Consider the following 12667-nt stretch of genomic DNA (forward strand, 5'->3'; position numbering starts at 1 on the left):
TCATCTCTTAAGTTCTTGTACCATGGCAATGACATTTCGTCCCGTTTTGGAGCGCGCTGATAAAAGACCCATTCTGATTGCAGGGCCTTGTAGCGCAGAAACCGAAGAGCAAGTTCTACAAACTGCTCGTGAACTGGCCAGTGATGGCATGATCGACCTGTTCCGCGCAGGAATCTGGAAACCACGTACCCGCCCGGGAGAATTCGAAGGGGTAGGTGCACCTGGTCTCGCCTGGCTGAAAAAAGTCAAAGAAGAAACCGGCCTGAAGGTTACTACGGAAGTAGGCAACCGTGAGCACGTTTTTGAAGCCCTGAAAGCAGGTGTAGACGTACTCTGGATTGGCGCCCGTACTACGGTTAACCCTTTTTCCATCCAGGAGGTAGCTGACGCACTGAAAGGTGTGGACATCCCGGTAATCGTCAAAAACCCGGTTAACCCCGACCTCAAATTGTGGATGGGTGGCATCGAGCGCATTTACAAAGCGGGTATTACCCGTCTTGCAGCCATTCACCGTGGCTTTTCTTTCCACGGCGAAACCATGTACCGTAACGTGCCCCACTGGCAGATTGCCATCGATTTGCGTCGGAATTTCCCCGATATCCAGATCATTTGTGACAACAGCCACATCTGTGGTCGTCGCGATACCTTGCAGGAGGTGGCTCAAAAGGCAATGGACCTGAACTTCGATGGCATCATGACCGAAGTACACCCTACGCCCGACCAGGCCTGGAGTGATGCTGCGCAGCAAATTACGCCTGCACAGTACAAGGTAATGATCGAATCCATGACTTTCCCACAGCCGAATACCAACGACCCGATCTTCGTACAGCACATGAACGACCTGCGCCATGAGATCGACGAGATCGACGAAAACTTGATCAACTTGTTGGGCCGCCGGATGAAAATTGCCGAAAAAATCGGGGAATACAAGAAGGAAAACAACATCGCTGTTCTACAAACCAGTCGCTGGAATGAAATCCTTGGCAAGGCTGTGAAGCAAGGTGCGAAGAAAGGTTTGAGCGAAGAATTCGTAACCGTGGTATTGAAAGCCATCCACGACGAATCTATCAACCACCAAATCCGCATCATGCATGGTGAGGAAGCAGTGAAATAATTGGTCTGCTGACCTTTAAAAAATAAGAGGGAGCTTCGGAAGAGGCTCCCTTTTGTTTTTTTTACTTGACAAATTGGATTTTGTTCGGTATTTTTGAGTGTTCGGATTTTAAAGACAAAAAAATATGACCTCGATTCAAATTGCTCAAGAACGGCGGATCATTGATCCTATTTTGGAACGACTACATGAATTAAAATTAGTAAACCTGCAATTTGCTTACCAAAAAGCCCCTGCTGATGCTGGCATTGACGGGCTAATCACCATTGGCGATGTTGAATATCCACTTGAAATAAAAGGACAAGTGCAAATGTCTATGCTACCCAAACTCTTGGAACAAAAAAAAGCTTACCCTAAGCTAATCCTGGCAGCGCAAGAAATTCCAGAGAAGGTAAAAATCGCACTAAAGGAACAACAATTTAACTACGTAGATGCCAGTGGCAACCTTTTTTTGAATGACTTACCTCGTTTATATCTTTTCAATGAAAGTAAAAACAAAAAACAAGTCCCGCTGAAAAATAAAGACCTTGCTTTTACCAAAAAAGGATTAATTGTCGTGTTTCATTTGCTGAGCAACCCTGAGTTGATAAATGAGCCGCAACGAACCATTCAACAAGTCAGCACCACCAGTCTTGATACTGTCAATAAGGTATTTGCAAGTTTGAAAGCTCAAGGTTTTATTCGAAAAAAGAATGAAAAAGAATTCCGTTTGGATCAAAAACGCAATTTATTCCTCAAGTGGATTGATGCCTACGAACAGCGTTTGAAGCCATCTCTTTTTGTGGGCAGGTACCGCTTTCAAACAATCGAAAAAGAACGCGCCTGGGATCAAATCGAATTGAAAGAAGCTTCTTTTTGGGGCGGCGAACCAGGGTCAGACTTACTTACGAACTACTTACAACCTGCTGTTTTTCAATTGTATTCTACTGAAACAAAAATGGATTTGATGAAAAATTATCGTTTTATCCCCGATCCTAAAGGGAATATTTATGTACATGTGCCCTTTGGGGAAAATCTGGTGACGGTGAAACGGACTAATCCCTTGTTGGTGTATGCGGATTTGGTGAATAGCGCCAGTTATCGCAATCTCGAAGTAGCTCAAAAAGTTGATGAATTATATGTCCAGAAAATTCTCGAATAAACAAGTTGAAGCCATTTGTATTGCGGTTAAACAAGCTTGCGACGAAGCTGGTACTGAAGCTTTCCTTATTGGAGCACAAGCCAGAGACCTTTGGTTGTATCCCAAAACCTCGTCAAGGGTAACCAAAGATATAGATTGGGTAATTGGTGCACGTGATAACGATACATATCAGAAAGTGCATGATTTTTTGGTACAAAAAGCTGGCTTCCAAATAACAAACTCCAACCCATTCAAGTTGATTGATTCAAATGGAATCCAGTTAGATTTATTACCAATGGCTAGTGAGGAGCTGGCTCATTTTGTAGGGTTGCGGGAAATCCTTGAGTTTGGTTCTGAAAAAATATCAGTCAATGATCAAGACTTTCGAGTGGCTACCTTGCCATCTATAGTTTTACTCAAGCTAGTTGCCTGGGATAACCTTCCGGAGTACCGAACTAAAGATTTAGAAGACATTTATTTGCTTTTACAAGAACATTTTGATGCTGAGCCAGATAAAATTTATGAGAATCATTTAGACTTGTTTGATCTTTTTGATCAAGATCAATTACAGCTTTTGGGGGCACGTGTACTTGGTCGTGAGATTAGTGAAATTTTAAAATCTTCTCCTTCTATAATGAACCAGCTTTTGGAAATTCTTTCCCAAAAAGAAAAAATGGCGCAAATCATAATCAGAAAAACGGATGAGACCGAGGATAGCAACATAATTGGGTTGCTAAATGAACTTGAAAGAGGGATACGAGAACAATTAGCATAAAATGTCCGTGTAGCATTAAAATTGCTACACGGACAAATGCTCACCCGGCCCACATCACCCGCCACAAAATCCTCGGATGAAACAACGACGTCGGCGCTTTCAACAAACTCATTACCCGCAAAAAGGCGTCACATACCACCGGATCTTTCAGTGTGGCCCGATGCACCCGGGAGATGTATTTGTTGATAAAATCTACTCCAGCAGGTTTGGGACCCTCGGTTGCCGGGTAGCGAAAATCTTCCCCTACCGCCATTTGCCAGGGGATGTCGATTATTTTGGCAATGCGGGCAAAAAAGGCAAGTGCCAGTTTTTCATCCGCAATATTTTCACCCAACAGTTTATCAAGTTCTATCGCTTGCATAGAAGCTGAAGTCATGCCTTGGCCATAGGTAGGATTAAAACTGCAAACCGCGTCACCCAGAACCAGGTAGCCTAGCGGAAATCGTTGAAGTTTTTCATAATGACGGCGCAAACTATGTGGAAATTTATACGTCATGATGTCGCTCAGTGGCTCACTTTTGCTCACGATATCGTAGTATTCCTGCATGGGCAATTTGCGAAGGAAATCCATAAAAGCAGCTTCGTCATTCCCTGCATTGGCTCCATGCCATCCCCCCACAGTCATGATCCAACGGTCCTCTTCGATGGGAAACATTCCAGCAAAGTGCATTTCCTGGGGTGCTTGGGGAGTGTACAACATCCAATTGCTGCTGCGGGGGTCATTAAGGTCGCGTTTGTATACCCGGGTTGCATAACTTACATTGACCTTTACTTCACTGGTTTCGGGCGCATCAAAGCCCAAATCGCGTAACCATTGCGCGCTACGTGATCCTCGCCCAGTAACATCTACCACTAAATCTGCATGCAAATCCATGGATTTGCCCAATTCAGCGAATTCAATGTGCACTCCTTTTACCCATTGCTGGTCATCCGAAGCAATCAGGCTTTTAACCGCAGTATTGTCCATCAACTCAATATTCGGCATCGCGAGTACCCGTTCACGAACCAGGTGCTCCAACAGGGGCCTGCTCATGGTGGCACCGATTAAATTCATGTCAAATCGCTGCCGGTACCCTCCATAAGTATACCAAACCATGTCTTTGGCAAAATCACAAACATTGGCACCATGAGCTGCCAGTGCGTCTTGCAAATCGGGGAAATACTGCAACATGACATTCAATCCCCCAGGCAACAAACCGTGCAGATGTCGTGTATGTGCTTGACCCTTGCGGGTGCAAGGTTGGCGTTCCACTTTATCTTTTTCGATGATGGTGACCCTTTCGAAGTGATTGCTCAAAGCACGGGCGGTCATCAAGCCGCCGATGCTGGCGCCGAGTACAATAGCTTGTCCGCGTTGAGGGTTTTTGCTGGTGTTTTTCATGGCTGTGGTATTCAGGTTTTAGGTTAAAAATTGAATACCACAAAGTTAGGAAGGAGAAAAAGGGAGCACAATCCTCCCAAAAGAGGAAATTAACTCCTCCAAAAAGGGGATTTTTCAGAAAAACAAGCAGCATCAGAGGCCATAGCGCCGCACCAACCAGATCGTGGGGACGGAAATGATCCGCGTCAAAGTCCAGGGCAGGCGTCTCCACCAGGGAAGGTGGCGGTCGTACACCATATTGAATTCCAAGTGGGCTTCGGCACCACGCAAACGTTTGAAATGGGACGCCCCGGAACTCATGTTGAGCAGCATACCCCGCTTTTCTGCCTCCAACATGGTTTCCATGGTTAGTAAGCGGTACAAACCTTCTTTTTGAGGGTAGCTACGGTCATACCCAATCAAGGGGTTGATCATGACACCATCCAGGATAAAATATCCGGTGAACGCTACAATTTGGGATTCATGCCACAGCACTTTAAGTTGAATGAGTCCACCCTGGGTCAGGTTTTTCAAATATTCCAGGGTGTATTGGGGATTCAAGCGGGCGTATTTTTCCAAATACAGCTGATTGTACAGGTCCAATATCCGTACAAGCTGCTCCTCATCCGGGTTTTCAAGAGAAGTCCAGCGCAAGTGTTTTTGTTTGGCAGCAAGGCGGGAATCAATATCCAATGCCCGTTTGCGGCGGTGGGCTCCCCCTGGTGCATCCAACAAGTAAACCTGGCGGCTGAATACCACTTTGAAGCCATTACTTTTCAATTCAGCGAACCACTCCGGGTACACCTGAGGACAAATGGAACGGTATACAATGGCCCGATCAGGAAATTGTTTTTGTAAAAAATGGCTCAAGTCCAATATAGGATAATCTGGTTTTTGAGGATACAGATTGGTAGAAAACAATAGGTTATCAACCAACACCACCTGATCAAATTTTGCCCAACGGCAAATTTTTCCCAATACATCAAATATCCAGTTGGCCAGCACATTGAGCCAACGCAGTTTCCCCAGTTCCAGGGCCGTTTCATACCGGCCATAGTCTACGTATTGACCATAAGGGGAGGCGACATAGGATTCTTCAGGATGTGCAGTTTGGGTTTGAGGAAGTGCTAACCCCAGGATTCGTGTTGGAGTTTTAAGCAATTCAATATCAACGTGTACATTGTTGATCAGCTGTGCCGAAGTTTGTTCCAACAAGGGCAAGTACAAAGCCTTGACTAATTCCTGGTTTTCGCTTGGGTACACTGCCAATGCAGCGGCGATTTGTGCTACTTTGATCAATTCAACCCCACTTTCCGATTCAAGCCCGCTCACCCAACCACTTTTTAGCTTTCTGCTCTGGTTTCAGATTAAACTTGGCAATGGTATTGTCTCGAATGTAAGCCACAGCTTCTGCGATGTCATCCGTAGCCAAAAACAAATTGAGGTCTTCGGGACTAATGGCACCACAATCTTTCATAGCTTGGATGTGCTCCAGCACCGCTTTATGGTAATTTATGTCAAAAATGACGATGGGGAAATTGTGGATTTTCTGCGTTTGGATCAAAGTAATGGTTTCAAAAAACTCATCCAGAGTGCCAAAGCCGCCTGGCATAATGACGAAGGCGTAAGAATATTTGATGAGCAGGGTTTTGCGCACAAAGAAGTAACGAATGGTCACCCATTTGTCCAGATAGGGGTTATGGCTTTGTTCCATCGGCAAACGGATGTTGCAGCCTACACTGCGCCCGCCCACATCCTTGGCGCCTCGATTGGCAGCTTCCATGATGCCAGGACCTCCGCCAGTCATGATGGTAAAGCCCAGTTTGGCAAGTTCCCCCGACAAGGCCCGGGTTGCTTGATAATCTTCGGTTTCTTCTCCAAAGCGAGCCGAACCAAATACGGTGATACAGGGGCCTACAAAATGCAAGGCTCGAAAACCCCGAATGAATTCCCAAAATACTTTCAGGGTGAACTTGAATTCATCCCATCGTGAACGAGGGCCTTCTAAAAACTGAATTTCTGTATTAGGCATTTGGAATAGTTTCTAAGGTTTGAGCCGCCAAACTTGACATTTCTGAACTAAAAGTAAAGCAAAGAAAACAAATTACTGGGGAAAAAAGAGGGCTAAAAGGTGAATTCCACCTCTTAGCCCAACTAATGCTTGCAACAGTGATAATATGAAAGAACGAGAAACTAATGACTAGTTATTACCCCCTTCTCCAATGGAAGAGTTAGCCGCCGCACGAGGTACCGTTGTGGTAGTTGTGCTGATCCCGCTGCGGTTAAGGGTATTTACACCAGGGGTGTTTGAGCTTGCATCCATCATCAGCGGCATTTGTTTGCCATCGGTAATGACGATCTTGGCATTAGGTGATTTGGCCAACTCCAGGAATGCTTCGATCGCTTTGAATTGTAATACCTCCTGGGTAAGCCCCTGGCTGATGATGTTTTGGGCATCGCGTACACCCTGGGCTTGGATGCGTTTACGTTCTGCTTCGCGTTGTTCTTGCTGAAGGACAAATTCCATTCTTTGAGCGCCTTGCTCTGCTTCTAATTTTTCTTCGATCGCGCGGGCTAAACTCTTGGGCAGTTGGATGCTTTTCAGAAGTACCGCTTCTACTTCGATACCCTTTTCATCAAGGGTTTTGTCCATCAGGATGCGGATTTGCTCTTCAATCTGGGCGCGTTCACCAGTATGCATGTCTTTGGCAAAAAAGCGGGAACTGATATCGGCTACAGCTGAACGGAATACTGGTAAAATCAGGTTTCGCTCATATTCCGGGCCAATCTGGCGTAACATTTCCGCTGCTTTTCCACCTTGTACGTTGTATAAAATCGACACTTCTGACTGGATCGTAAGCCCCTCTTTGGAAGGGATGTTCAAGGATACTTCCAGGTTCACGGTTTGGGTAGGTACTTTGATGACGGTTGTTACAAAGGGGTTGAAGAAGCGGACACCATCTTTGATGGGGCGATCGTTGTATTTTCCTAAAGTCCGCCGCACACCTACTTCACCTTGTCGAACCACTGTACAGCTGGTAGCGAAGCTCAGTACTACCAGAAAGATCAGGATTTGATTGATGTACTTTGTCATGTCAGAAAGATTTTAATAGTAAAACTATTATTTTATCATGTTTTACTATTAAATCTAAGTCCAGCAGACATTGTTCACTGCTTCTTAAATTTTTTTTTACAATTTTTTAAAATGCCCGATCCAGCAGCCCGTGTGCCAACGCTTCCAGCGCAGCTCGGTTTTGGGGAGGCACACTCAAGGCTTGTAGATGTTCAAATGCCAGGTCCTGGAATTCCTGCTTGCGTTGTTGGGCTAAGTTTTGGACATCCAATTGCTGGAGCAAGCTTTTGACTTGTGCTATTTTTGCAGCTGCGTCCACCGTGGGCGTGTTCATCCAGCTCTCCAATTTTTGACGATCGGAAACAGAACCTATTTCCAGTGCTTTTAGGATCAGATAGGTTTTTTTATTCTGCACGATATCTCCTCCGATTTGTTTGCCCACCGCTTCAGCGTCGCCGAAGGCGTCCAGAATATCATCCTGCAACTGAAAAGCGATCCCTACATTCCGCCCAAATTCGTACATGTGCTTTACATCTGCTTCACTTGCTCCCGCTGCCAGACCGGCCATTTCCAAAGCCCCGGCAATCAAAACCGAAGTTTTGAGCTCAATCATCCGAAGGTACTCGGGAATGCCCACATCTTGACGGGTTTCAAAATCCATGTCCATTTGTTGGCCTTCACACACTTCACGGGCAACCCGGTTGAAAACCCTCACTATCTCGGCAATCCGGCTTGGAGCATTCAGTTTCAGCAAATAGTCATAAGCATAAATAAGCATCACGTCTCCCGAAAGGATGGCCGTATTCAGGTTCCATTTGGTATGCACCGTAGGTTGTCCTCGCCTCAGGGGAGCTGCATCCATGATGTCGTCGTGGACAAGGGAGAAGTTGTGGAAAATCTCGATGGCGTAGGCCAGGGGAAGGGCTTCTGTGTAATTGGGATTAAACAGTTCATACCCCATCAGGGCCAAAATAGGCCGCAGGCGTTTCCCCCCCAATTCCATGATGTAGTTGGCGGGGGTGTACAGCGCTGTTGGTTCCCCTTCAAAAGGATGTTGCGCACGGTAAGCCTCAAAGGCATTGTAATAGGATTCAATCATTGTGTTTCTTTTGCAGTCAGCCATCAGCAGTCAGCTTTCAGCACAGCGCCCTCCCTGATAAATGGCTGACGGTTTATAGCTGATTGCTCATAGCTGATTGCTGATAACTAATTTGACCTTATCTTTGTTCTCGAATAGCAAAATGAAGTCTGCAAAGATGCAAAATACCTACGATCTCATCATCATTGGAGGTGGTCCTACTGGAATTAACTGCGGAATTGCCGCTACGGAAGCGGGGCTCAGTCATTTGATTTTGGAAAAAGGAGTACTGGTCAATTCCTTATACCATTTTCCAGCCAATATGACTTTTTTTTCTACCTCCAAACTCCTTGAAATCGGCAACACCCCTTTCATCTCACACAGCGACAAGCCCACCCGCCGCGAAGCCCTGGAGTATTACCGTCGCCTGGTGGAAAAGTACCAGCTCAATATGCGGTATTATGAGGAAGTGTTGTCCATGCAGCGCAATGAAGAACTCCTCTACCACATCCAAACCAGCAAGGGTGATTATTATGCCAATAGTGTGGTGGTCGCTACAGGTTTTTATGACACACCAAAAATGTTGAATGTGCCTGGAGAAGACTTGCCCAAAGTCAAACATTATTTTGATGATCCACACCCCTATGTTGGGCAAAAATTATTGGTCATTGGCGCTCGAAACTCAGCTTGTGATGTCGCGCTCGAAACCTATTACAAAGGCGCCCAGGTCACCATGGCCATCCGGGGCGAGGCGATCCACGACAAAGTAAAGTACTGGATTTTGCCAAACATCGAAAACCGCATCAAGGAGGGCTCCATCAAAGCTTATTTCAATACGGAAGTTATGGAGATACGGCCCCACGAAGTGGTGTTAAAAGGGCCTGAGGGCGAGTTTACGATTGAAAACGATTTTGTGCTGGCCATGACGGGCTACCAACCCAATTATCCTTTTCTCCAAAAATTGGGTATCGCGATTGAGCCGGAGGGCGATTGTTTGCCCGTACACAATCCGGATACCCTGGAAACCAATTTACCGAATGTTTACCTGGCTGGGGTGGTTTGTGCTGGGGCCCGGATCAATAAGTTGTTCATTGAAAATACGCGGGATCATGCGGAGCTGATTGCGCAAAGGGTGAAGGAGAAAATAGTGGAGGTTTGAAGTGATTAGTTTGTTGAATATAAGGAAGGTTGAATGGTCAAGCAAACAGCAGCCTACTTCAACTTTCCTACATTCGTAACTCGCCTTTCACTTCAAAATTCAAAAATCATGTATTCTGAACTCTTCACTCAGATAAAGTATTTTTTGAATGAAGAGTTCAGAATACATGATTTTTGAGTTTTGAAGTCAGCCCCACCCACCTTTTGCAACCTCCCCCACCCTCTCCTTGTCTAACCCTCACAAATAGGGGTTTAGTAAGCATTTTGAGGGGGTGATCACCCGATGTTGAGAAGGATCATCCCCGTTTTCCCGTCCAAGTATAAACCCAAACCCACCATTCATCAATTTGCTTTTTACAAAAGTCTTCCGATTTTGTAGGTTTGATTAAGGGTTAATGCCTATGAAAGCTTTTGTAAGAAACACCTGTTTGTGGATTTTTCTCCTGATGTGCTCTAGCTTGCTCGCACAAAAGGATTTCCATTTTGAAAATTTCAATACCCGCAACGGGCTTTCCCACAATGAAGTGCGGGCCGTTTTGCGCGACAAACGTGGCTTTTTATGGGTAGGTACCGCCAATGGTTTGAACCGTTTTGACGGACACGAGTTCAAGATTTATCTGCCAAATGCCAAAGGTAAAAATGCACTTCAGGGAGCCTCCATCACCGGCTTGGGTGAAGACCTACAAGGGCGAATCTGGGTCACCAACAACAAGGGCATTGACATTTACAATCCGCTCTCCGGCGATTTTTCCCCACTCCCTCTTGACGATGAAACATCCGTTGATCACAGTTTTAGGATGGGTTGTTACATCAACTTTGACCATGAAGGCCGAGCAGTTATTACTTCGGGACACCACAAAATCCTTATCGTTGAGCCCAATGGCAAACAACGTATCATCATCACCCCTGATGTACCAGTGGAAGATCGGCCCATCATGTTCCGTGCCCAAAAAGGCAACAAAGTATACATCACCACGCTCAAATCACGAAACGAACTATGGCTGAGTAGTGACTTTGGTTTGTTTAGCCTCCGCCTAAAGGACGATCATTTTACGCATTATCCACTCAAGGATTGCACTTGGAATTTTGGGCCAGGAGCGATTTTTTATCAAAAAGAAAAAGAACGGGTGTGGATGACTGCCTTTGGCAGCGGGTTTTATTACCTCGATGTAAAAACGGGTAAGTGGGGTCAGTTGCCCCCCAAAGAAGTGCCCATCCAGGATTACATTTCCGCCGGACAAAGTATGGCCCGTTTTGGTACCGACTACCTGTTTTTAAATACCCCCGGTTTGTATAATTTAAAAACGGGTTCTTTTTTTGTGGCCAAACACATTCCTGATGATCCTTACTCTTTTCCAACGGGTACGGCCCTTTGCGCCTATACGGATCGAGATGGCATTTTGTGGATAGGAACTACCGCTGGCCTGGTCAAACTTGATCCCCGCTTACAAGGTTTTAAACATGCATTTTTAGAGGCGCACCCTGTATACGATTACGACAATTCAGTATTTGATGTGTTTTTTGAACCGAAAGTCCAGAAATATTACGCCTCTTCTTTTTATTGTGGTGGAGTTTATGCCTATGATCCGGTTAAAAAAACCTCGGAAGACATTACCACCAATTTGCCCAAACGCTTGGCAGGCACCTGTAAAATTTTACGTGACAGCAAAGGTAAGACCTGGATTACCGCCAATGGAACCCTCTACGAAGCTGACTTTGTGAATCACCGTTTTACCCCGGCGCGCAGTGCTCCCCCTCCCAAAGGGGTATGGCTGGAGTCCGTAGTGCCCGATATGGAAGAAGACGCCGATGGAAACATCTGGCTGGCCAAATGGGGAGTTGGACTGTTGTTTTACGACCACAAGGAGAACCTCCTCAGCTACCTGGAAGCTGAACATTACCCCGACAAACCCAACAAAGCGTACATGCTCTGTGCTGATCGAGCCAAACAACACATCTGGCTTTGTACCATGGGAGATGGTCTTTGGGATTACGACATCAAAACCAGAAAGGCCAAACAGATACTTGAGCTAAAGAATAAGGACGGCACCCCTTTTAGTGTACAAGACGCGACTGGGATCGAGAGCGATTTTGAAGGCAAAATCTGGGTGTCTACCCGCCAGGGCCTGGCAGCAATCAACCCCAATGGAAAACCTGTAATCCTTACTGAGGTAAATGGCCTGGTCAATTCCCAAATCGAGGGCTTGGGAAAGGACAAACAAGGTCGCCTGTGGCTGGCTACTGCCAGTGGCATTTCCATGGTTGATCCCCGTACCCTGGAGGTCCGCAATTTTGACGAAAGGCATGGTTTAAAACAGGACGCTACCTTGGACGCTTTTTCCCTGCTGCCAAATGGTATCATGTGTTCTGGGACCAAGCGAGGTTTCATCTATTTCCACCCCGATTCGGTACTGCGTAAAATTTCAGCTTTAAGGCCCATCATTACTGATTTCAGATTAGAAGGCCGAAGCTGGAAGGAAGCAGGGCAAATTGGCAATTGGCAGGAAGGAATTGTCCTGAAACCCAATCAAAACATCTTTAGCATTGCCTTTGCTGCTCCCAGTTACACTCTTCCCGAAAATACTTACTTCAGTTATTACCTGGAAAATCTGGATAAAACCTGGTCTGAACCTGTACAAAACAAAGTGGCTACCTTTTCCAATTTGCCACCGGGCAAATACAAATTTTGTCTAAAAGCAAGGAATACCGACGGCATCTGGAGCAAACACATTACGACTTTGGACATTGTAATCAAACCTCCGTTTTGGCGTACCCCCTGGTTTATTGCCCTGATTAACCTGGCCATTGGAGGCCTCATTTATGCTGCCTACCGCATGCGCACCTGGCAGATCCGGAAAGAAGAACGTATGAAAGCAGAATTCAACAAAAGACTGGCCGAGGTGGAAATGGCCGCCCTGCGCTCACAGATGAACCCCCATTTTTTATTCAATTGCCTCAATTCGATCAATCGTTTCATTCAACGCAATGAACC

At 45.9% G+C, this 12667-nt stretch carries 10 protein-coding genes; 5 read left to right on the top strand and 5 right to left on the bottom strand.

All coding sequences use genetic code 11. The features are described 5' to 3' along the window. The first annotated feature begins 28 nt into the window (after positions 1 to 28). The 3 genes from SFV55_RS28165 to SFV55_RS28175 all read left to right on the top strand — a co-directional run bounded on the left by SFV55_RS28165 (position 29) and on the right by SFV55_RS28175 (position 3006). Positions 29 to 1114: a chorismate mutase gene (locus SFV55_RS28165; protein ID WP_413776750.1), complete on the top strand. Its 1086-nt coding sequence runs from the start codon at positions 29 to 31 to the stop codon at positions 1112 to 1114. Positions 1115 to 1238: 124 nt separating this feature from the next. Then, positions 1239 to 2252, top strand: coding sequence for a type IV toxin-antitoxin system AbiEi family antitoxin (locus SFV55_RS28170; protein ID WP_320032933.1), 1014 nt, complete (start codon positions 1239 to 1241; stop codon positions 2250 to 2252). Further along, positions 2230 to 3006, top strand: a complete 777-nt coding sequence (locus SFV55_RS28175; RefSeq protein ID WP_320032934.1) for a nucleotidyl transferase AbiEii/AbiGii toxin family protein — start codon at positions 2230 to 2232, stop codon at positions 3004 to 3006. The genes SFV55_RS28170 and SFV55_RS28175 overlap by 23 nt, the downstream gene beginning before the upstream one ends. A 40-nt stretch (positions 3007 to 3046) precedes the next feature. On the opposite strand, the gene SFV55_RS28180 is transcribed toward SFV55_RS28175, so the two are convergent. From SFV55_RS28180 to SFV55_RS28200, 5 genes are all read right to left on the bottom strand, one after another. Then, positions 3047 to 4387, bottom strand: coding sequence for an FAD-dependent oxidoreductase (locus SFV55_RS28180; RefSeq protein WP_320032935.1), 1341 nt, complete (start codon positions 4385 to 4387; stop codon positions 3047 to 3049). 132 nt (positions 4388 to 4519) lie between these two features. Then, positions 4520 to 5698, bottom strand: coding sequence for a GNAT family N-acetyltransferase (locus tag SFV55_RS28185; RefSeq protein WP_320032936.1), 1179 nt, complete (start codon positions 5696 to 5698; stop codon positions 4520 to 4522). Next, positions 5685 to 6398: a TIGR00730 family Rossman fold protein gene (locus SFV55_RS28190; RefSeq protein WP_320032937.1), complete on the bottom strand. Its 714-nt coding sequence runs from the start codon at positions 6396 to 6398 to the stop codon at positions 5685 to 5687. Before SFV55_RS28190 ends, SFV55_RS28185 begins: the two co-directional genes overlap by 14 nt. A gap of 168 nt (positions 6399 to 6566) precedes the next feature. After that, on the bottom strand, positions 6567 to 7460 hold the full coding sequence (locus SFV55_RS28195) for a prohibitin family protein (protein ID WP_320032938.1): 894 nt from the start codon (positions 7458 to 7460) through the stop codon (positions 6567 to 6569). 106 nt (positions 7461 to 7566) lie between these two features. Then, positions 7567 to 8538 carry a polyprenyl synthetase family protein gene (locus SFV55_RS28200; RefSeq protein WP_320032939.1) on the bottom strand — a complete coding sequence of 324 codons (972 nt, stop codon included), beginning with the start codon at positions 8536 to 8538 and terminating at the stop codon, positions 7567 to 7569. Between the two features lie 157 nt (positions 8539 to 8695). On the opposite strand from SFV55_RS28200, the gene SFV55_RS28205 reads away from it, so the two are divergent. Beyond that, positions 8696 to 9676, top strand: a complete 981-nt coding sequence (locus tag SFV55_RS28205; protein WP_320032940.1) for a YpdA family putative bacillithiol disulfide reductase — start codon at positions 8696 to 8698, stop codon at positions 9674 to 9676. A 400-nt stretch (positions 9677 to 10076) separates the two neighbouring features. Next, on the top strand, positions 10077 to 12667 hold a 2591-nt coding region (locus SFV55_RS28210; RefSeq protein ID WP_320032941.1), incomplete at its 3' end, for a two-component regulator propeller domain-containing protein.

The organism is Haliscomenobacter sp. (assembly GCF_033763495.1).
Classification (GTDB): Bacteria; Bacteroidota; Bacteroidia; order Chitinophagales; family Saprospiraceae; genus Haliscomenobacter.

Excerpts from the sequence above, each read along its gene's own strand:
- SFV55_RS28165 (WP_413776750.1), top strand. The coding sequence starts at position 29 with ATGACATTTCGTCCCGTTTTGGAGCGCGCTGATAAAAGACCCATTCTG.
- SFV55_RS28170 (WP_320032933.1), top strand. The coding sequence starts at position 1,239 with ATGACCTCGATTCAAATTGCTCAAGAACGGCGGATCATTGATCCTATT.
- SFV55_RS28175 (WP_320032934.1), top strand. The coding sequence starts at position 2,230 with ATGTCCAGAAAATTCTCGAATAAACAAGTTGAAGCCATTTGTATTGCG.
- SFV55_RS28180 (WP_320032935.1), bottom strand. The coding sequence starts at position 4,387 with ATGAAAAACACCAGCAAAAACCCTCAACGCGGACAAGCTATTGTACTC.
- SFV55_RS28190 (WP_320032937.1), bottom strand. The coding sequence starts at position 6,398 with ATGCCTAATACAGAAATTCAGTTTTTAGAAGGCCCTCGTTCACGATGG.
- SFV55_RS28195 (WP_320032938.1), bottom strand. The coding sequence starts at position 7,460 with ATGACAAAGTACATCAATCAAATCCTGATCTTTCTGGTAGTACTGAGC.
- SFV55_RS28200 (WP_320032939.1), bottom strand. The coding sequence starts at position 8,538 with ATGATTGAATCCTATTACAATGCCTTTGAGGCTTACCGTGCGCAACAT.
- SFV55_RS28205 (WP_320032940.1), top strand. The coding sequence starts at position 8,696 with ATGCAAAATACCTACGATCTCATCATCATTGGAGGTGGTCCTACTGGA.